Here is a 19,056-nt window from a genome sequence, read left to right as displayed (position 1 = left end):
GGAAAACGCCGGGCACTTAACTACTGCACTGCATCCATGCATTCATTGGCTGAACATTCAGCCGGAATTCATCTCAGCTCGTCGGGCCACGCAATAGCGTAGCCAGTATCATTCCTGACAATGTTCGCAAACCCTCTCTGTCCCAGATGCATGCCAGCAATAAGCAGATTTTCACGCACGGCTTGTGCGAGGATCCTTTTGCGCGTGTCTTCGGCCTGTGCGGGGTCGGCATCAAACAAAATCGTCACGGCGGGCTGTGCCGTCTGAATATGCGGATAATGGACAATGTCGCCCCATATCAGCAGGCTTCTTTCATCCGCGTCAATGCGAAACCCGCAATGCCCCGGCGTATGACCCGGTAACCAGACCGGGGTAATGCCCTCTGCGATGTTGTCTGCGCTAAAAAAACGCATATTCTCTGCATAGGCATCCAGCGTTTGTCTGGCCAGACGGAAATTACGCTGACCGTGCGCACTCGCTTTTTTAAATTTGTCATCATCCCGCCAGTGACTCGCTTCGAGAGGATGCAAAAAGAGTTTCGCATGTTCAAATACAGGCCGTCCTTCGGCATCAAGCAGGCCGCCAATATGGTCCGGATGGCCGTGTGTCAATAATACGCTGTCCACATCGTTATGATTGACGCCGATAGCCGCGAGCCTGACTTTGAGCTGTCCCCCCGCGTTGTTCAACCCGCCTGTACCGGCATCAACCAGCATGGTTCGCCCCCGGCCGCGAATAAGATAGCAGTTGATATGGATATTGCCGGGCTCAGTCATTCCGGCCTGGCGCTGAATGGCTGCGGCATCCGCTGCTGCAATGCCTGACAATAAATCCAGGCTGACAGACATATCGCCATCACTCAGCGCCGTTACCTGAAAATCGCCAATCTGACATGATGGAAAGGAGGGCGCGTTCATCAGTATCTCTCCTGAGGATAAAATTCATCCCACTCTTGCTCGCTCTTTGGATCGGTATATGAGCACACCACGAAATACAACATTGTTCTGCCTCCGCATGAGTAACAGCAGACAACCACTCACTCTGCTTAATGATTTTTTATCATGCTATAAGGTGTTTTGTGGCCTGGAAATCGATAATATTTCATTGCTCAGTGACATTTACTCACTAAATGGCATGGTCAGTTGCGAAAGAGAGCCCTTTTTATGCGCAGAAAAATACCCAGTAGCACTTCCCTGCAGGCCTTTGATGCCGCCGCACGACACGGCAACTTTGCCAGGGCTGCCGAGGAACTCTCGCTGACGGAAGGGGCTATTAGCCGCCAGATAGCGCGCCTTGAATCGTTGCTCAACTGCAAATTGTTTGACCGGACAGGAAGCCGCGTAAAGCTTAATCCTGCCGGAGCACGCTATGCCCGGCATGTTCACGAAACGCTGGAGCGGCTCGAAAGAGACACCCAGTACATCATGGGATTACCCGATGGGGGCAAGAGTCTGGATATTGCCGTCCTGCCGACCTTTTCCAGTCGATGGCTGATCCCCCGTCTGAATAGCTTCACGTCGTTGTACCCGGACATAACCTTAAATATTGCCGCCAGCACCGACCCGTTTATTCTCACCGGAAGCGGCTTTGACGCCGTGGTTCATTTTGAACATCCCGCGTGGGCCGGTATGCGTACGCAGTTTCTGTTTCAGGAAACACTGATTCCGGTGTGTCACCCTTCGCTGTTATCGCAACAGGATATTTTTGAACAGTTAAACGCACTGCCGCGCATTCACCGACGGCAAAATCCCGAGGCGTGGCACCTGTATGCCCGGGAAAAGGGGATACACCTGGATAACCCAGGTCAGGGGGTTCGCTACGATCTGCACGAAATGGCAATAGCCGCCGCGATGGCAAGGCAGGGCGTGGCGCTGGTGCCGAGGATGTATGTTGAAAATGAATTGAAACATGGCCTGCTGGCTTCACCCTGGCCGGAATCCGCAACCCTCAGCAAACGTTTCTGTTTAGTCAAACCGAGCGAAACGGGAGCGAATAACGCCGCATTAGAGGATTTCGAGCGCTGGTTACTTGGCGAAATAGCACCCCATCCAGAAGAATTGGTGAGAAAGCCTTAATGGCAAAAGTTTCTGTCAGAAAGCATGCAGGGCCGGTCACTTAGCGTTGTGACACTACAAATATTAGGGATCGGGTGCGGATAGCTGACTGTTGACCTCAAGTGAACTTGAGCTTTTATGATGACTGCCACGGACCAAGAGGGAGTTATTCTGGATATGAAAGAAATTGATGTTGGATTCACCCATGTTGCTTTTATGGTCAGGGATCTGGAGAAAAGTATTGCGTTCTATCGCCGCTATGCAGGCATGGAAGTCGTACATCAGCGTGAACCCGGCATTCCGGATGCGCGCAAGGTCGCGTGGTTAAGCGATCATACCCGCCCGTTTGCGCTGGTGCTGGTTCAGGCGGACACCGTAACAGATACGCCGCTGGGCCATTTTGGTCACCTTGGCGTTGCCTGTGCAACCCGCGAAGAGATTGACCGTAAAACCGAGATGGCAATCGCGGAAGGTGTCTTAAGAAAAGCGCCGGAAAACCTGGGTGACCCCGTCGGTTACTATGTGTTTTTTGCCGACCCGGACGGCAATACGTTAGAACTGTCATTCGGCCAACGTGTTGGGCTTGAAGCGATCGCCTCTGTAGACCGTGGCACCCAGGCGCAGGAACGATAAACACAGAGCATACCGCCTCGCAAATTTTCGTTTGCGGGGCTTGCAACATATCGATGCGGCTCATCGCCCGGATGATTAACGATAAGAGAGGATGCATGACACAGGCGTTGCCGCTACTCACCCCGCGATTATTATTGCGCAAACTGACACCCGCTGATTTGCCGCAGCTTGCGCACTACCGCAACCTGCCCGAGGTCGCCCGGTTTCAGAGCTGGGATCATTACACTGAGCATGATGCGCAGACATTATATGCGCAGCAGTGTTCGCTGGCGTTCAACAGCGAGGGGACCTGGTATCAACTGGCCGTCGAGCGGCTGGACGTGGGGGCGCTCATCGGCGATATCGGTATCCATTTCTTTGATGAGGGAAGACAGGCTGAACTGGGTATGACCTTTGATGTGGCGTATCAGAAGCAAGGTTTTGCCAGGGAGGCAATGGCTACCCTCATCGCGATGCTGTTTAATGATTTTGCAAAGCACCGACTCACCGCTGTTGTTGATACCCGCAATACAGCGGCTGTGAACCTGCTGGAAAAACTCGGTTTCCGCCGCGAAGCACATTACCGGCAGAATATTTTCTTTAAAGGCGCGTGGGGTGATGAGTATCTCTATGCGCTGTTACAGAGCGACTATACCCAAGCTTCTGTTGCATCGCCCGTGTAAATCATCACCACGTCATCGTTTTGCCCGGCACGCGTCTTCGATGCCAGTTCGTTGCCGGGCACCCTGCTTACCGGCGCGCTGGGTTGCGGGCCTGTTATTTCTCTGGCACAGAGATGCGTCGCTATGGTCATATGAGTCATTACTCATTAACAGAGCGAAAAGCATGCGTAACCTTCCACCCACTGCCACCTTGCGCGCGTTTGAGGTCGCCACGCGCCATGCCACCTTTACCTCTGCCGCCGAAGAACTTTTCATTACCCAAAGCGCCGTCAGCCATCAGCTAAAAAATCTGGAGGAACTCTGGGGGTTGCAACTTTTTCAGCGTGGTAAAACCCTGAGCCTGACGCCTGCCGGTGCAGCGCTCGCGCCGCTGGTGCGCGAATTTTTCAGCAAACTGGATACGACTCTTGCCGATCTGCGTGAACAAAATGGTCGGGTAAGATTGCGTGTCAACACCACTTATTCGTTTGCGCTGAAATGGCTGTTGCCGCGTCTGCCAGCCCTGGCGCGGTTACACCCGGAGATTCTGGTGTCGCTGGACAGTTCGGACAAAGCCATCAATTTTGCGGGGAGCGAGTCCGATGTGGCCATTCGCTTTGGTCACGGTAATTATCCTGCGCTCTTTACCGAGTTTTTGTTTCGCGAGCAGATATTTCCGGTCGCCAGCCCGTCACTTTTGCAGCGTTTTGGTACGCCTGCTGAACCCGCCGAACTGCTGCGCTACCCGCTGCTAACGCGTGACGGCGCTGACCTGGTGCCAAAATGGGACGCCTGGTTTGAGCAAACTGGCGTCAATATCAACGTCCTGCATGAGAGCGTGCGCTTCGCGGATACCAATATGACGATTGAAGCCGCGCTTCTCGGGCAGGGTATTGCACTGGCGCGCAGCGGACATGTAGAAAAAGAGATTGCCGGGGGGACGTTGACGCGGCTTTTTGATATCCGGTTTCCTTCACCGGCCGCCTATTACTTTGTCTGCCCGCAGGGGATTGAAACCCAGCCGCATGTTGTGAAATTCCGCCACTGGTTACTGGATGAGTCACTGCAGGCGCAGCGGCGGTATCGTTAAGGCATGAGTATTTATTCATGCCGGGATGACAACACTTCACTGTTCATCGTGGTCAGGGCTGTTTAGCATCAGTGCATGCCTGTAACGATGATTTCGCTGACGCTATTTGCAGCCTTGCTGCATGCCACCTGGAACGCGCTCTTACACGGGGGCGCAGACAGGCTATGGTCGATGACCATCATGTGCGTTGCCATTGCGCTGACAAGCGCAGCCGCTGCCCTGTTTCTGCCGCTACCCGCTCGCGCAAGCTGGACATATGCGCTGCTGTCCGCGCTGCTGCATGTGGGCTATAACTGGTGTCTGGTACGCAGTTATCAGAGTGGCGAGCTAAGCCAAACCTACCCGGTTGCACGAGGCTCTTCGCCACTGCTGATCACCTGCGCGGCGGCGCTGTTCGCCGGTGAAAAAATCGCCTTTCATACCCTTGGTGGCATCGTACTCGTTTCGTCCGGGATCCTGATGCTGGCATTCAGGCAGCGTCGGCTGGCAATGCCGGGGGTAAAACAGGCTCTGGCGACCGGGGTTTTTATCGCCGCCTACAGCGTGGCTGATGGTATGGGGGTACGGCTTTCCGGCAATGCGCTCTCTTATACCGTGTGGATGAGCATGCTCTGGGGGCTGCTGATGCCGGTGCTTTATATCATCCTGCGTGATAGCCAAAGTTTGCTTCGTTGGCAGCCAGGCTTGCTGAGTGCGGCGGCAGGCGGGTTGGTATCACTGCTGGCTTACGGCATCATTATTTTTGCCATGGCCGCCTCACCGATGGGCGCCGTTTCCGCGCTACGTGAAACCAGCGTGCTGTTTGTGGCGATGTTCGGTTACCTGTTTTTCGGCGAAGCGTTGACGTTTAGAAAACTACTGGCGTGCGCGGTGATTGTCACCGGCACACTGATCATGGGCTAAGTGAATCAGGAGAATCAACGATGTCAGAAAATCCGACCATCGCATTAATTGGCCCCGGTGCAATCGGCACAACCATTGCTGCCGTGTTGCATGAAGTAGGCCGCGCGCCGCGACTTTGCGGACGTACTGCACATCCGAAGTTAGTGTTGCGTCACGATGAGGGTGAAATTGTGGTGCCGGGGCCGGTATTGACCGAGCCGACGAAGATCGATCATCCCTGCGATCTGGTTTTTGTGGCGGTAAAAACAACCCAGAACGCTGACAGCGCAGGCTGGCTGAGCGCGTTGTGTGATGAAAATACGGTGGTCTGTGCGCTGCAAAACGGCGTGGAACAAAAAAACCAGCTTGCGCCCTGGGTCAATGGCGCAACGGTACTGCCCTCAGTGGTCTGGTTCCCGGCGCAGCGTGAAGCGGATGCCTCCGTCTGGCTGCGTGCCAGCCCGCGGCTGACGCTGCCGGATGTCCCACAGGCAAAACGGGTCGTGGAGGCTTTGCAGGGGACGCGCTGCGCGGTTGAGTTGTCGGCAGATTTCTCCTCTGTCGCCTGGCGTAAGTTGTTGCAAAATGCGGCGGCCGGTTTGATGGTCCTTGCCAATCGCCGCGCCGGAATGTTCTCCCGCGAAGATATCAGTGAACTGACGCTGGCGTATTTGCGCGAGTGCCTGTCCGTTGCCAGGGCCGAGGGTGCGGCGCTGGACGATGTGGTCGCGCAGGAGATTCTGGCGGGTTTTAAACGCGCGCCAGCCGATTTAGGAACCTCGATTCTTGCTGACCGTCAGGCTAACCGGCCAATGGAGTGGGATATTCGCAACGGCGTCATACAGCGCTATGGTCACCGTCACGGTATTCCCGTTCCCATCAGCGATGTGCTGGTCCCTCTGCTGGCGGCGGGCAGCGAAGGGCCGGGCTGAACCGCGCCGAATTGATGATTGACCTCTGCGAGCGCCGCCTCTTTTAAGCCGTCTTCCCCGAAGACGGCCTCGTCGCGCGTCCTCAGCGTGAGCTAAACGGCGCATAATCCATCCCGCTGAGACGACCCTCAAGGACAGCAGAACTGAACCTGCGCAGACAGGCGTTATCGCCTTCCCCAAAAACTATCCTTTTCCTTTAAAATAAACTGGATATTTAACCAGGTAATTGTATACTAAATCTGCAAGTTGGTTGTTTTTTAGCATAAGTGGTGAACGCTATGGTGATTCCTTTGGACACTCTCAATTTGAACGATCGGTCGCCGAGGATGAGCAGCCGTGAAATCGCAAAGCTGACAGGGATAGCCCACAACGAAGTCAAACGCATGGTCAAAAGCCTCGAGACAACGCAGCGTTTGTCGCAACCGGTACAGATGCAGCTCTATGAACGGGAAGGGGAGATGCGTCAGGAGTTCCTGCTTAACAAGCGGGACTCCGTGTTGACCGTTGCGCGTATCTCACCCGGTTTTACCGCCGATATCCTGGACAAATGGCAAGAGCGCGAGCAGACCATGAATCTGCCGGACTTCACCAACCCTGCGGCGGCGGCTCACGCCTGGGCCGAACAGTATGAAAAGCGTCAGCAGGCAGAAGCGCAGCTCGCGCTGACACTGCCGAAGGCTGAGTTTTTTGACTGGTTCGTCAATGTTGATGAGTCGCTGGGTTTCCGCCAGCTTTGTAAAATGCTCAAGGCAAAAGAGCCCGAGTTTCGTCAGTTTTTGCTGGAGCGCAATATCATGCAGCGCGTCAGCGGGACGTTACTGCCGGCGAAGCAGTATAGCCAGGCGGGCTATTTTACGGTGCACGATGGCGTCGGTGAAAACCAACGCACCTGGTCACAGGCGCGCTTCACCGCGCGGGGCGTGAAGTGGATTGCCGGACTGTGGGCCGGGCATCTTGCCTCACGTCAGATAGATCTGCGCCCGCCTGAACGTACTGAACCCACCGCGCCAGGCCGCAACTGGCTATAGGTGCTGCGCTGAGGTGTCCGTACTTTTGTGAATGCCCATCGCCATTACCTGCGCCGGGTGGAATAGCGACAAGCTTTCCACCTGCGACAGAAGCAGGACTTTGCGAAAATCTACCGCCGCGCGCACGTCGATATCATGGGCGTCGTACCATGCGCTGTAGTTGTGCTCAACGTGCAGGTCCAGGGTTTCGCGGTCACGATAACCGCTCAGCATTGGGATCAGCACAATGTTATTGGCATCCGCGCTGTCGAAGGTGGCGGTGTGGATCATGCCAATATAGATGCGCTGCGACGTCAGGGTTATCCAGGCGAGATCGCCTTTCTCCATACACTGATATACCAGCCCCTCAACGCCGTTGGCGCGGGACAAATGCTTATACAACTCCCTGCGCCCGCTGGTATCAAGGCGGGCGGTTGGCGACCAGTTAGAACGCCACAAGCAAAAAACGACGGCGAAGGTCAGCATAATGACTACCGGTGCCTGGATGCCTAAAAAGGTCCAGTTCATAAACGTCATATGCCAGTGGTGATATTCCGGGCCAAAAATGCCGGGTAACGCATTGGTGACGAGTGAGCCTGTCAACAGCGCCAGCCATAAAACGGCGGTAGCCAGCATACCCTGCAAAACGAACACGCAGCCATAGAGGGCGACAAGGAAATAGACATCCCAGCCAAAGCTACGTTTGAATTTGAAACGGGTGGAGAGGTCGTGCGAGCTGTACCAGTAACCACAGACCATCAAAACCATAAAAATCGCTGTGCCCATCCCTAAGCCCTCTTTAACGCATCGACATGCCGTTTGAAATCATCCTGCACCTTCTGGCAGTGGATATTCACCGACGTGTTACCATCTGCGTCAACAACGATCCGCTCTCCATCCTCAATGGCGTCCTGAATTTCACTGTGGCTCATCACCTGCAATAAGGCGTCCGGGCTGGCAAATAAAGATTTAAAAAACGTTCTCATCAAAAGACCTCCGGCATTAAGTATAGAGGCAAGTGAAAACTCTTCTGGTTGCAGCAGGCGTGAAGAAGAGGATGAGAAGAAAATCCAGATTATCGCTACCCGGCGAAAACACCGCTTTACTGGTCTTCTTCACGTTTGTGGCGCAGCGCCAACAAAGGCGTCACCGATATGCCATGGATAAATACGCTGAGGGTAACAACCGTAATGGCAATATCCACCATCCTGTTTGCCTCGATTCCCGCCAGGCCATTAACCCAGGCATAAGCGATATAGTTCAGACTCCCGATGCCCCGGATACCGAGCCACCCGAGGCTTATGCGATGAAACAGCGATTCGTTTGCGCGCCATGTCAAAATGAATACCGCCAGTGGCCGGACGACCACAAAAATAATCAATGCCAGCATCAGGGCAGTGGCGTCCCAGTGTAATGCAAAGGTCACCCCCAGAACGATGACCAGCGTCGCCGCCAGCAAGCGCTCCACCGTATCGCCAAAAGACAACGCATCGCCGATGACGAGACCGACTTGCTTTATTGGGTTGCGCTCTTCCAGCGCATGTCGGGTATGGGGATTCACCTGCATTTCCGCAGGCAAATCATGGTTGTCCTCCTCAGAATGGCGTTTTTGCACGCTCACTTCCGCACTACGCAAGCCGACACCTGCGGCAAACGCCGCTAAAAAACCGGACGCACTCACCGACATGGCCAGCGAGAAGCTCAGACAGATAAGGGAAAGCGCGATGAAATCACTGGGGGCGACTTCCCCTTGCGCATGGCGGGAATGTGTGGCTGCAAGGCCAATGACTCTGCCAAGAAGAAAGCCGATCGCTAACCCGCCAATCAGCGCCCAGACCAGATCGACACTCACCCAGCGTAACCATTCATCGGCACCGATCGGACCGCCTGCTTTATACCAGACCAGCGCCAGCATCAGAAACGGCAGGGCGGTACCGTCGTTCAGACCGGCCTCGCTGGATAACGCGACGCGCAGCCGGTCGCCGTCGCGGGCGTCGTTGATTGCCACCAGACTTGCCAGCACGGGGTCGGTGGGGGCCAGGATAGCGGCTAATGCCAGCGAGAGGGGCCAGGAGAGATCTGCCAGAAAATGTGCTGCGACCATAATGCCTGCGATAGTTAACAGCATACCGGGCAGGGCCAGCATCCAGCCCATTTTCCAGTACGGGGAGCTGAGCGGCAGGCGAATTTTAAGGCCGGTAATAAACAACGATGCCGCCATCGCAATCTCGGTTATTCGGCTGGTTAAGGATGCGTGTTGGACGATATCAAGATTAATCAGGCCAAGACCCCAGGGGCCACAGCCGATACCGACGATAAGATACAGCCCAAAGACGGGGACCGGTACGCGGCTAATCCACCCATAGGACAACGACATCAAAAGTAATAAACCACCGGTTGCTGCGGTCCACGCCAGATATCCCATACACCTCCTCAATCCTCAGCACAGCATTTGTTCATCGAAAGGGTATAGCCCTTAACCGGGCGTTCTTCCAGCTCGGACAGTAAGTGCAAAGAACAAGCAGAGAGTTCATCTCTTTGAAAGTAAAGGGATTATATGCCCCTGATACTCCCGATTCTGGTTTTAAATACGCCTTATGTGAAATTTCCTAAGCTTTATTGACGTGAATTTACAAAAGAGGTGGGTTGTGTCACAGACTACATCGCCTTTATGGGCGCGAGTCACCGGTGTTCTGGTGGCCCTTTTCGGGCTCGCATTTTTGCTGCCTGGCGGCTGGCTGGCTTTTATTGGCGGTTCGCCCGGATATCTGCTTTTTGGCTGCGGCTTCCTGTTGAGCGGCGTGTTGTTGTGGCGAAAGCGTCTGGCCGGGGTCTGGATTTATCTTTTCACCTTTGTCCTGTGCGTCATCTGGTCTTTGTGGGAAGTCGGCCTGGATGGCTGGCAACTGATGCCTCGTTTACTGCTGCCTGCGATTTTGGGCTTGTGGGTAAGCATGCCCTGGGTGGTTCGCCCTCTGACGCGCTCTGCGCCAGGCAGACGAAATGGCAGCGCCATCGCTTTGGTGTACGTTGTCGCGATTATCGGCATTTTCTGGAGCGGCTGGCAGATTTCGGACGCGCGTTTTGTCCATCACCAGCCATTTCCGGCGGAGAAAACGCCCACCCTGACAGACGGCGAAAAGGACTGGAAATATTACGGGCGCACTGCTGAGGGGCAGCGATATTCACCGCTGGCGCAAATCACGCCTGAGAATGTCGCGCAACTGAAACTGGCGTGGCGCTTTGACTCAGGCGATGTCATGCAAAAGGGGGAGGACAAAGCCGGGCGTGAATTTAACCTTGAAGTGACGCCCATCAAGGTGGGTAATGCGCTCTATATCTGTACGCCCCATCGCCAGGTGATCGCGCTTAATGCCACGACGGGTAAGATGCTGTGGAGGTTCGACCCGCAGAACGATACCTCGGCCAATGAGTATCTGGCCTGCCGCGGTGTGGCATGGAGCGAAAATGCTGACGATACGATTTGCCCGCAAAAAATTATCACGACCACGGCGGATGCCCGTATGGTGGCGCTCAACGCACAGACGGGTAAGCCCTGTGCAAACTTCGGTAAGAATGGCTTTGTCAGCCTGACCGATCATCTGGGCGATGTGCCGCCCGGTTTCCATTTCATCACCTCACAGCCGATGGTGATGGATGGACGCATTGTGCTGGGGGGCTGGATATACGATAACCAGTCTACCGGCGAGCCCTCCGGCGTTGTCCGGGCCTATGATGTCAACAGCGGTGAACTGGCCTGGGCCTGGGATATGGGGCGTAACCCGCCCACCGCGCCGCTTAACCCCGGTGAGAACTATACGCGCGGGACGCCGAACGGTTGGGGAACCTATACCGCGGATGCTCAACTGGGGTTGATTTATATTCCGTTGGGCAATGCCACGCCCGATTATTATGGTGCGGGTCGACGCCCCTTTGATGACCGTTACTCCAGCGCCATTGTGGCGCTGGATATCCGCACCGGGGCGGAGCGCTGGCATTATCAGACGGTACATCATGATGTCTGGGATTATGATGTGCCCATTGGCCCAACGTTAATTGACCTGCCCGGTGAGGGGGGTGAAACGGTACCCGCGTTGGTGCAGACCACCAAAATGGGACAGTTGTTCTTGCTCGACCGTCGAACGGGCGCACCGCTGGCGCAGGTTAACGAAAAGCCCGTTCCACAGCATCCCTCGCTGCCCGGCGAGCGTTTATCGGCAACACAACCTGACTCCGTGGGAATGCCGGATCTCTCTCCGGCTGATTTGCGCGAAACCGATATGTGGGGTGCCACACCCTTTGATCAGCTCTGGTGTCGCATCCAGTTCCACCGTTACCGCTATCAGGGTAAATTCACGCCGCCTGCAGAGGGCACGTCCATTGCCTATCCGGCCTTTGACGGCGTGATTGACTGGTACGGCGCCTCTGTCGACCCGCGCCATCATGTGCTGATTGCCAATACCAGCTATATCCCGTTCACCATGCAGATAATGAAGAGTGAAGAGGCCATTAAGCAGGGATTAATGCAGAAATGGGCCGGTTGGGGAAGTGGAAAACCCTACCCCAAACCGAAGGAGTTTTCCGTCGGGCCGCAATATGGCACCCCCTGGGCGGCCATCGTTAAACCCTGGCTGGGCGCGCTGGATGCCCCATGCAACGCGCCGCCGTGGGGGAAAATCTACGCCATCGACCTGGTGAGCAAAAAGATTATCTGGGAGCGTCCGGCGGGAACCACCCGCGATATGAACATTTTCGGCACCCATACCAATCTGCCTCTGCCGACCGGGATTTTCATGATGGGGGGAAATGTCATCACCCAAAGTGGGCTGATTTTTACCGGCGCCACTGCGGATGATTACCTGCGTGCGTTTGACGAGGCCAGTGGCAACGAACTCTGGCGCGCACGGCTTCCGGCAGGAGGACAGGCAACGCCGATGACCTACCAGGGTGATGATGGCAAACAGTATGTGGTTATCGCTGCCGGTGGGCATGGGGGGCTGGGAACCCGCTCCGCAGACGCGTTAATGGCGTATGCCTTACCCTGATTAAACGCTGTCCTGGCCGTCATCCCGACGTCCTTGATTTTAATTTCTCAGACCTGCTTATTCGGCAGGTCTTTTTTATCGGGCCAGAAAAGGGGGAACTCTTAATGTAACCCTCTTTTCTGTTGGCCTTATTTCCACGCTATCTTCATGCAATACTTCAACAAGCGTAACGGTATTTTGGATTTAACATGGTGCTGCCGCCTGGCTTATTTTCCGTGAGGTCGTCTAGAGTTAATCTCTTATTGAAAACAGGAGGCGGTTTTTATGCTGTATATTGAGAAAGATGATCCCCGTGAAGCACCGGAGTCTGGTGATAAAAAACCTGATCCGGATAAAAAATAGAAGAGTCTAAAGGCCACGCTGTGTGGCCTTTTATATTTTATAGTCAATGAGTTGTGATTTTGTCGTGAGCGGGAGTCTTACGCATTTTTTGAGGGTGAGCCTGTCTGCACCATTTAGCTGATTCGGGTATCTATAATCAGATGCATTAACGCGGGCGAATAAACGGCATATTGATGCCATTACCGAAAGCCATTTTCTCTATCGCTCTGGCACAATTTTACCGCTTCGTTTTGTAACGTTTGCTCATACTCTTTTTTAGAGCGACAGTGTTTTTTTCACTACGATTTTTTAACAACAAACAGACAGACGGAATATTCCCGGCTTTGCCACTCGGTTTAGAAAAACTCTTTTTAACTGCCATAACAGATACGTCACCCATGGCGTGAGTAAAAACGCGTTATTCATGAGGATAAGACGTAACGCATTTTACCAAACGGGAGTGCGCGTACATGACTGGTCTGAGGAAGCAAAATGAGCCTGCAAAAATGTACCGTCATTTACGACGGCAAGGCCCTTGTCGGCCCGGCGGACATGCCGCTTATCGATTTTCTTGATGCCTGCCATATCACCTTGCCCCACGTCTGCTATCACCAGGCGCTGGAACCGCTGCAAACCTGCGATGTCTGCTGGGTTGAACAGGAGGGGACGCTGGTCAGAGGCTGTACATTGCGTAGCCAGGATGGGATGGTCATCAATAGCGCCGACCAACATGCGAGTGCCGCCAGAGAGGAGGGGATGGATCGCCTGCTGGCAAAGCATGAACTCTATTGCACCGTCTGCGAACACAATACCGGTGACTGCACGCTGCATAACACCATGGTGGACATGCATATCCCTATCCAGCGTTACCCTTTCCAGCGCAAGCCTTATGTGAAAGACGAATCCAATCCGTTTTACACCTATGACCCCGATCAATGCATCCTGTGCGGGCGCTGCGTGGAGGCCTGCCAGAACGTTGAAGTCAACGAGACGCTGAGCATCGATTACACGATGGAACATCCGCGCGTGTTATGGGACGGCGGTAACCGCATCGCGGGCTCAAGCTGTGTCAGTTGCGGTCACTGCGTCACGGTCTGCCCGTGTAACGCGCTGCTCGAAAAAACCATGCAGCCCGATGCCGGTCCGTTCACCTCTATGCGCCAGTCCCTGAAACGTCCGCTGATTGATGTTATCAAAACGCTGGAGAATGCCACCGGGGCAGAAATTATTTCCGGCATTTCGGTTATTGATACCCATCTGCGACAGCCGGAGATCAAACGCACCAAGACGGTCTGTACTTACTGCGGCGTGGGGTGCAGTTTCGAAATGTGGACCCGCGACCGGCATCTCCTTAAAGTGCAGCCGGTGATTGATGCGCCGGTGAATGGCATTTCGACCTGTGTGAAGGGCAAGTTCGCGTGGGATTTCATCAATAGCCCGGAACGCCTGACCACGCCGCTTATCCGCGAAAATGACCGTTTTCGCCCGGCAAGTTGGGAGGAGGCGCTCACCCTCGTCGCGCAACGCCTGCTGGCTATCCGTGATGAAACAGGGCCGGACAGCATTGGCTTTATAGGCTCCAGTAAAGGCAGCAATGAAGAGGCTTACCTGACGCAAAAAATCGCGCGACTGATCATCGGCACGAACAGTGTCGACAACTCATCGCGCTATTGCCAGAACCCGGCGACCGAGGGGCTTTTTCGCACGGTAGGTTATGGCGGCGATGCAGGCACGATACACGACCTGGAACAGGCGGAACTGATTGTGATTGTGGGCAGCAACACGGCAGAGAACCACCCGGTTATTGCCTCGAAACTGAAATCCGCCCGCAAACACCGTGGACAAAAATTGCTGGTTGTCGATCCGCGCCGTCATGAGATGGCAGAACGCGCCGATCTGCATTTGCGTATCCACCCAGGCACCGACCTGGTATGGGCATCCGCGATGTCGCGCTACATGTTTGACCACGGTTATGCCGACGAGGCGTTTCTTGCCGCACGCGTGAATGACGTGGAGGCGTATCGCCATTCGCTGGCCCCGTTTACCCTGGACTATGCCGCGCAAATTACCGGTATCCAGGAAAACACGCTGCGCGAAGCGGCGGAACTGATAGGCCTGGCGGGAAGCATGTGCATCCTGTGGGCGATGGGGATAACGCAACACAGTCATGGCGCGGATACCAGTACGGCGTTGTCCAACCTGCTGCTGGTGACCGGTAACTATGGCCGCCCCGGAACGGGGGGCTACCCGATGCGTGGTCACAACAACGTACAGGGGGCCAGTGATTTCGGATGCCTGAAAAATTTCTATCCGGGGTACGAATCGGTCAGCGACCCGCAGGTGCGCGAGAAGTGGGCGCGGGCATGGGGCGTGGCACCAGAAAAACTCTCACTCGACGTGGGTGAGGACAATTTTATGATGGTCAAGCTGGCGGCCAGCGATCAACTTCGCGCGATGTATGTTATCGGTGAGGAGACCGCCTTTTCTGACGCGGACACAACCAATGTGCATCAGGGCTTTACGGAGCTCGATTTCCTGGTGGTGCAGGATCTCTTTCTCAGCCGCACGGCGCAGTTTGCCGATGTGGTATTGCCGGGGTGCCCGAGCGTGGAAAAAGAGGGCACCTACGTCAATACCGAGCGACGCATCCAGCGGTTTTATCCGGTGATGCCGCCGCTCGGCGACAGCCGACCGGACTGGCTTATCCTCACGCAACTGGCCGCGAAAATGGGGTATGACTGGGGTTATACCCATCCGGGGCAGATCATGGACGAAGTGGCAAAGATTGCCGAAAGTTTTGCCGGGGTCAGCTACGCGCGCCTGGAAGGCTGGAAATCACAGATTTGGCCGGTGAGCCCTGAGGGCGTCAGTACGCCATTACTTTACACCGAGCGCTTTAAATTCCCCGACGGACGTGCCCGTCTTTATCCCCTGAGCTGGCAGCCGCCTGCGGAAGAGGCTGACGCCGAATTTGACCTTATCCTGAACAATGGCCGCATGCTCGAACACTTCCAGTCGACCAACCAGAGCGGCAGAGGGGGGCGGACGATCAGCCTCTCGCCCGAATGGTATGTAGAGGTGAGCCCCGAACTGGCGGCGGGACGCAGCCTGAATGAGGGCGACTGGGTGAGGCTGAGCTCGCGCAGGGGAACGCTTGATGTCCCGATTGTCGTGACGGACCGGGTGCAGGGTAACGTGCTTTTCATCTCTATCCATCAGGGCAAGCCGGGGATTAATCAACTGACCGGCGAGCATCACGATCCGGCGGTGAATACGCCTGCCTATAAAGAAATCGCCGTTCAGTTGCAGCCGCTGCAACGGCCTGCTCACCCTGGCCCCTTACCCGCACACAATTTCCGCCACGGCAAGCGCACCCCATTAACAAAGTGCCCGTGGAGGAGAAATGGCGTCGTGATGATTATGACGAGCCACCGGCGCATGAACCACATCCGGAGAGATTCTGATGGCGAAATCGATAGAGTATCAGCCGGAACCGGCAAAAATCGGGCCGGACGCCCACGACGAACTGGAACGTCTGCTGGAGACCTTGCACCAGCATGGTGTATTGCGTTTAGTCAACGATCTGGTGGCAGCGAATAACGAGGTTGCGCAGGTTCTGGTGAAGGGGCTGCAACGGGAAGGCACACTCAATGTCATCCAGAATGTGTCGGTCATTGTTCTGGCGCTCTCCTCTCTACCGCCGGATCGGGTCTATAAACTGGCTTTTGGCCTGCGGGATATGGCAGATGCGCTGAGCCAGCCTGAACAGACCCGCGAGCAAAAGGCGCCCGGCGTGCAGGGAGTCTGGAAAATGTTGCAGGATGACGACCTGTGGCGCTCGTTGCAGCCTGTTCTTAACGGGCTTAAAGCCTTTTCCCGCCGGATGGAGGAGCAGGTCGATAAGCCCATCTCTTCATATACCGGCAAACCCAGCGACGCCTAGCATGAGCCCGGAAACCGCACTGCTGCTGGCTCGTGGTCAGTTTGCGTTTACCATCGGCTTTCATATTGTGCTGGCCGCCTTTACCCTTGGGCTGGCGCAATTTTTGATGGTGCTTGAAGGTCTGTGGCTCTGGCGAAAGCAGCAGGTCTGGCTGAGCCTGTGGCGCTACTGGAGCAAAATATTTGCCCTGAATGTGGCGGTTGGCGTGGTGACGGGTGTGGTGATGGAGTTTTCCTTCGGCACCAACTGGAGCGGGCTTGCCAGCCGCACGGGGGCCGTGCTGGGCCCGATGCTCTATATGGAAGTGCTGGTGGCCTTTTTCCTTGAGGCCGGATTTATGGGGGTTATGCTATTCGGGATGGGCAAGGTACGCCCGTGGGTCCACTTTATGGCGACCTCTATTGTGGCGCTGGGATCGTTTTTCAGCGCCTTCTGGATCCTCGCGGCAAATTCATGGATGCAGACACCGGATGGCTTTGTGATAGGTGCAGAGGGGCGTTTTGAGCCTGTCGACTGGTGGGCGGCGATTATCAACCCTTCGTTTCCGTGGCGGATGGCGCATATGGTCGCGGCCGCCATGCTCGGCACCGCCTGCCTGGTGGCGGCCTGCGGGGCGTGGCATTTGTTGCGCGATGCACGCCATCCGGCGGCACGGCATATGTTTTCTCTCGCCATGTGGATGCTGGTCGTAATGGCCCCCCTGCAAATCGTATTGGGCGATCTGCACGGTGAAAACACGCGCGATCATCAGCCGGTGAAACTGGCGGCTATTGAAGGCAACTGGAACCCGCCGCCGCCCGGCGAGGGCGAGCCGATGCGCCTGTTTGCCATACCGGATATGGCGGCCCGCCGCAACCACTATGAGGTGGCGATACCGGATGTGGGTTCCCTGTACCTGCGCCACAATTTGCAGGGAACAATTCATAGCCTCAATCAGTACCCCCAGGATACGTTGCCCTGGGTTCCGTTGGTCTTCTGGTCGTTTCGGGTGATGGTTGGGTTGGGGCTGCTGATGACTTTTGCCGGGGTTGCCGGCCTGGTGGTGCGCCTGCGCCGCCGTCTGTTTCACACACGCTGGCTGCTTCGTCTGATGGTGCTGATGGCCCCGGCGGGGTTTGTCGCCATGCTGGCCGGGTGGGTGGTGACCGAAGCCGGGCGACAGCCGTGGACTGTGTACGGTCTGCTGCGCACGGCTGAGAGCGCCTCGCCCGTATCGCCATCGCTGGTGCTGGGTTCTCTGGTATGTATTGTGACGGTCTATCTCGCGCTGTTTGGGCTCGGGCTGTGGTTTTTGCTGCGCATTGTGTCACGCCCGCCGCAACGGGACGAAGAAGGGGCAATGCCGGATGTCGCCAGGCGTACAGGGCAGGGGGGCGCAGAATGAGTGAACTTCTGGGGCTGCCCTGGTTACAGACCCTCTCCGCTACGGCGCTGGCGGGGAGCCTGTGGGTCTATGTTTTACTTGATGGCGCCGACTTAGGTACGGGCATGTTATGCGCATTCCAGCGCGATGCCGACGCCCGCCATCAGCTTAATCTCTCCTTGTTGCCCGTATGGGATGGTAATGAAACCTGGCTGGTGCTGGCGGCAGGGGGCCTGCTGGGGCTGTTTCCGCTGGCCTATGCTATTACGCTTAGCGCGCTGTATGTGCCGGTCTTTATGATGCTGCTGGCGCTTGTGGCGCGTGGCATGGCCATTGAATATCGGCACTATGCGCCACGCCTCTTCGACACGATGCTGGTGGGCGGTTCATTACTGGCAAGCATCTCTCAGGGCGTCATCATTGGCAGTCTGATTATGGGGATCCCCAACGACGGTCAACAGTTTACCGGGACGGGGTGGGAATGGCTGAGCCCTTTCCCTCTCTTTTGCAGCATTGCCCTGATTACGGGCTACTGCCTGATGGGGGCAGGATGGCTGAACTGGCGTTGTACGGGCAGTCTGGAATACCGGGCAAGGCGCGCTATTCCCTGGCTTAGCGCACTGACGCTGGTTCTTGTGACCGGGTTACTGGTCTGGACCTTTTTTCTTCATGAGGCCTGGCGGCAGCATCTTCTGAACCCCTGGCTGTGGGGGCCGCTGTTAACCATTGCGGCTGCCGGGCTTGCCGTGCTGTGGATCGGTCTTTCAGGGCAACACCTGTTCTTGCCGATGGCGGCAATTCAGATACTGGTCAGTTGTGCGTTCGCGGCGCTGGCCTTTACGTTGTTCCCTTTTATTGTGCCCGTGAATCTCCTGATTCAACAGGCGGCGGCGCCGGTGCAGACGCAACAGTTTCTTCTCCTCTGTTTTGGCCTGCTGGCGCCGATAACCTTAGCCTATAACACCTGGGTCTTTCGCGTATTTAGCGGCAAGATACATTAGCTGCCTGCTAATAAAAAACAGACATTTTCGCTATGGTGAATAAATAGACTGATTTTTTCAAAACATATTCCGCTACGCTTGTTGTTTTTATTTTATTGTCTACGGGGAGGAACTATGAATGGAAACTTTATTTTTGTTCTATCC

General features: G+C 55.6%; 15 protein-coding genes and 1 pseudogene. 12 read left to right on the top strand and 4 right to left on the bottom strand.

Annotated elements, in window-relative coordinates; translation table 11 throughout:
* Positions 1-68: 68 nt before the first annotated feature.
* A complete protein-coding gene (locus ACS0RQ_RS15485) occupies positions 69-917 on the bottom strand; it encodes an MBL fold metallo-hydrolase (protein WP_271849471.1) in 849 nt (282 codons plus the stop codon).
* Positions 918-1,163: 246 nt separating this feature from the next.
* On the opposite strand from ACS0RQ_RS15485, the gene ACS0RQ_RS15480 reads away from it, so the two are divergent.
* The 7 genes from ACS0RQ_RS15480 to ACS0RQ_RS15450 all read left to right on the top strand — a co-directional run bounded on the left by ACS0RQ_RS15480 (position 1,164) and on the right by ACS0RQ_RS15450 (position 7,260).
* The gene (locus ACS0RQ_RS15480) at positions 1,164-2,075 is read left to right on the top strand and encodes a LysR substrate-binding domain-containing protein (protein WP_271849472.1); all 912 of its coding nucleotides are present in this window, start codon (positions 1,164-1,166) and stop codon (positions 2,073-2,075) included.
* A gap of 156 nt (positions 2,076-2,231) precedes the next feature.
* A complete protein-coding gene (locus ACS0RQ_RS15475) occupies positions 2,232-2,687 on the top strand; it encodes a VOC family protein (RefSeq protein WP_271849473.1) in 456 nt (151 codons plus the stop codon).
* Positions 2,688-2,782: 95 nt separating this feature from the next.
* Positions 2,783-3,349: a GNAT family N-acetyltransferase gene (locus ACS0RQ_RS15470; protein WP_271849474.1), complete on the top strand. Its 567-nt coding sequence runs from the start codon at positions 2,783-2,785 to the stop codon at positions 3,347-3,349.
* 163 nt (positions 3,350-3,512) lie between these two features.
* Positions 3,513-4,418, top strand: coding sequence for a transcriptional regulator GcvA (gcvA, locus tag ACS0RQ_RS15465; protein WP_271849475.1), 906 nt, complete (start codon positions 3,513-3,515; stop codon positions 4,416-4,418).
* Between the two features lie 75 nt (positions 4,419-4,493).
* A complete protein-coding gene (locus ACS0RQ_RS15460) occupies positions 4,494-5,321 on the top strand; it encodes an EamA family transporter (RefSeq protein WP_271849476.1) in 828 nt (275 codons plus the stop codon).
* A 20-nt stretch (positions 5,322-5,341) separates the two neighbouring features.
* The gene (locus ACS0RQ_RS15455) at positions 5,342-6,232 is read left to right on the top strand and encodes an oxidoreductase (RefSeq protein ID WP_271849477.1); all 891 of its coding nucleotides are present in this window, start codon (positions 5,342-5,344) and stop codon (positions 6,230-6,232) included.
* 278 nt (positions 6,233-6,510) lie between these two features.
* On the top strand, positions 6,511-7,260 hold the full coding sequence (locus ACS0RQ_RS15450) for a phage antirepressor KilAC domain-containing protein (RefSeq protein WP_271849478.1): 750 nt from the start codon (positions 6,511-6,513) through the stop codon (positions 7,258-7,260).
* On the opposite strand, the gene ACS0RQ_RS15445 is transcribed toward ACS0RQ_RS15450, so the two are convergent.
* The 3 genes from ACS0RQ_RS15445 to ACS0RQ_RS15435 all read right to left on the bottom strand — a co-directional run bounded on the left by ACS0RQ_RS15445 (position 7,255) and on the right by ACS0RQ_RS15435 (position 9,664).
* On the bottom strand, positions 7,255-8,025 hold the full coding sequence (locus ACS0RQ_RS15445; protein WP_271849479.1) for a hypothetical protein: 771 nt from the start codon (positions 8,023-8,025) through the stop codon (positions 7,255-7,257). The genes ACS0RQ_RS15450 and ACS0RQ_RS15445 overlap by 6 nt on opposite strands.
* A 2-nt stretch (positions 8,026-8,027) precedes the next feature.
* On the bottom strand, positions 8,028-8,225 hold the full coding sequence (locus ACS0RQ_RS15440) for a hypothetical protein (protein ID WP_039079301.1): 198 nt from the start codon (positions 8,223-8,225) through the stop codon (positions 8,028-8,030).
* Positions 8,226-8,341: 116 nt separating this feature from the next.
* The gene (locus ACS0RQ_RS15435; protein ID WP_334632855.1) at positions 8,342-9,664 is read right to left on the bottom strand and encodes a cation:proton antiporter; all 1,323 of its coding nucleotides are present in this window, start codon (positions 9,662-9,664) and stop codon (positions 8,342-8,344) included.
* A 223-nt stretch (positions 9,665-9,887) separates the two neighbouring features.
* Between ACS0RQ_RS15435 and ACS0RQ_RS15430 the strand changes: the two genes are divergently transcribed.
* The 5 genes and pseudogenes from ACS0RQ_RS15430 to ACS0RQ_RS15410 all read left to right on the top strand — a co-directional run bounded on the left by ACS0RQ_RS15430 (position 9,888) and on the right by ACS0RQ_RS15410 (position 18,912).
* A complete protein-coding gene (locus ACS0RQ_RS15430) occupies positions 9,888-12,284 on the top strand; it encodes a membrane-bound PQQ-dependent dehydrogenase, glucose/quinate/shikimate family (protein WP_271849481.1) in 2,397 nt (798 codons plus the stop codon).
* Positions 12,285-13,097: 813 nt separating this feature from the next.
* Positions 13,098-16,069, top strand: a pseudogene (gene fdhF, locus ACS0RQ_RS15425) (formate dehydrogenase subunit alpha).
* Complete coding sequence (locus tag ACS0RQ_RS15420; RefSeq protein ID WP_039079297.1) at positions 16,069-16,548, top strand: helical membrane plugin domain-containing protein; 480 nt, start codon at positions 16,069-16,071, stop codon at positions 16,546-16,548. Before fdhF ends, ACS0RQ_RS15420 begins: the two are co-directional and overlap by 1 nt.
* A 1-nt stretch (position 16,549) precedes the next feature.
* Positions 16,550-17,932, top strand: coding sequence for a cytochrome ubiquinol oxidase subunit I (locus tag ACS0RQ_RS15415; RefSeq protein WP_271849482.1), 1,383 nt, complete (start codon positions 16,550-16,552; stop codon positions 17,930-17,932).
* Positions 17,929-18,912, top strand: a complete 984-nt coding sequence (locus ACS0RQ_RS15410) for a cytochrome d ubiquinol oxidase subunit II (protein ID WP_271849483.1) — start codon at positions 17,929-17,931, stop codon at positions 18,910-18,912. The genes ACS0RQ_RS15415 and ACS0RQ_RS15410 overlap by 4 nt, the downstream gene beginning before the upstream one ends.
* The last annotated feature ends 144 nt before the right edge of the window (positions 18,913-19,056 follow it).

The sequence above is a fragment of the Phytobacter diazotrophicus genome (genome assembly GCF_052061655.1).
GTDB lineage: Bacteria > Pseudomonadota > Gammaproteobacteria > Enterobacterales > Enterobacteriaceae > Phytobacter > Phytobacter diazotrophicus.
Note: the sequence above shows the minus strand (reverse complement) of the source record. Positions and strands in the feature narration are given on the sequence as shown.

Bases quoted from the DNA above. Each gene is read 5' to 3' on its own strand.
- ACS0RQ_RS15485 (WP_271849471.1), bottom strand. From the start codon at position 917: ATGAACGCGCCCTCCTTTCCATCATGTCAGATTGGCGATTTTCAGGTA.
- ACS0RQ_RS15480 (WP_271849472.1), top strand. From the start codon at position 1,164: ATGCGCAGAAAAATACCCAGTAGCACTTCCCTGCAGGCCTTTGATGCC.
- ACS0RQ_RS15475 (WP_271849473.1), top strand. From the start codon at position 2,232: ATGAAAGAAATTGATGTTGGATTCACCCATGTTGCTTTTATGGTCAGG.
- ACS0RQ_RS15470 (WP_271849474.1), top strand. From the start codon at position 2,783: ATGACACAGGCGTTGCCGCTACTCACCCCGCGATTATTATTGCGCAAA.
- gcvA (WP_271849475.1), top strand. From the start codon at position 3,513: ATGCGTAACCTTCCACCCACTGCCACCTTGCGCGCGTTTGAGGTCGCC.
- ACS0RQ_RS15460 (WP_271849476.1), top strand. From the start codon at position 4,494: ATGCCTGTAACGATGATTTCGCTGACGCTATTTGCAGCCTTGCTGCAT.
- ACS0RQ_RS15455 (WP_271849477.1), top strand. From the start codon at position 5,342: ATGTCAGAAAATCCGACCATCGCATTAATTGGCCCCGGTGCAATCGGC.
- ACS0RQ_RS15450 (WP_271849478.1), top strand. From the start codon at position 6,511: ATGGTGATTCCTTTGGACACTCTCAATTTGAACGATCGGTCGCCGAGG.
- ACS0RQ_RS15445 (WP_271849479.1), bottom strand. From the start codon at position 8,025: ATGGGCACAGCGATTTTTATGGTTTTGATGGTCTGTGGTTACTGGTAC.
- ACS0RQ_RS15440 (WP_039079301.1), bottom strand. From the start codon at position 8,225: ATGAGAACGTTTTTTAAATCTTTATTTGCCAGCCCGGACGCCTTATTG.
- ACS0RQ_RS15435 (WP_334632855.1), bottom strand. From the start codon at position 9,664: ATGGGATATCTGGCGTGGACCGCAGCAACCGGTGGTTTATTACTTTTG.
- ACS0RQ_RS15420 (WP_039079297.1), top strand. From the start codon at position 16,069: ATGGCGAAATCGATAGAGTATCAGCCGGAACCGGCAAAAATCGGGCCG.
- ACS0RQ_RS15415 (WP_271849482.1), top strand. From the start codon at position 16,550: ATGAGCCCGGAAACCGCACTGCTGCTGGCTCGTGGTCAGTTTGCGTTT.
- ACS0RQ_RS15410 (WP_271849483.1), top strand. From the start codon at position 17,929: ATGAGTGAACTTCTGGGGCTGCCCTGGTTACAGACCCTCTCCGCTACG.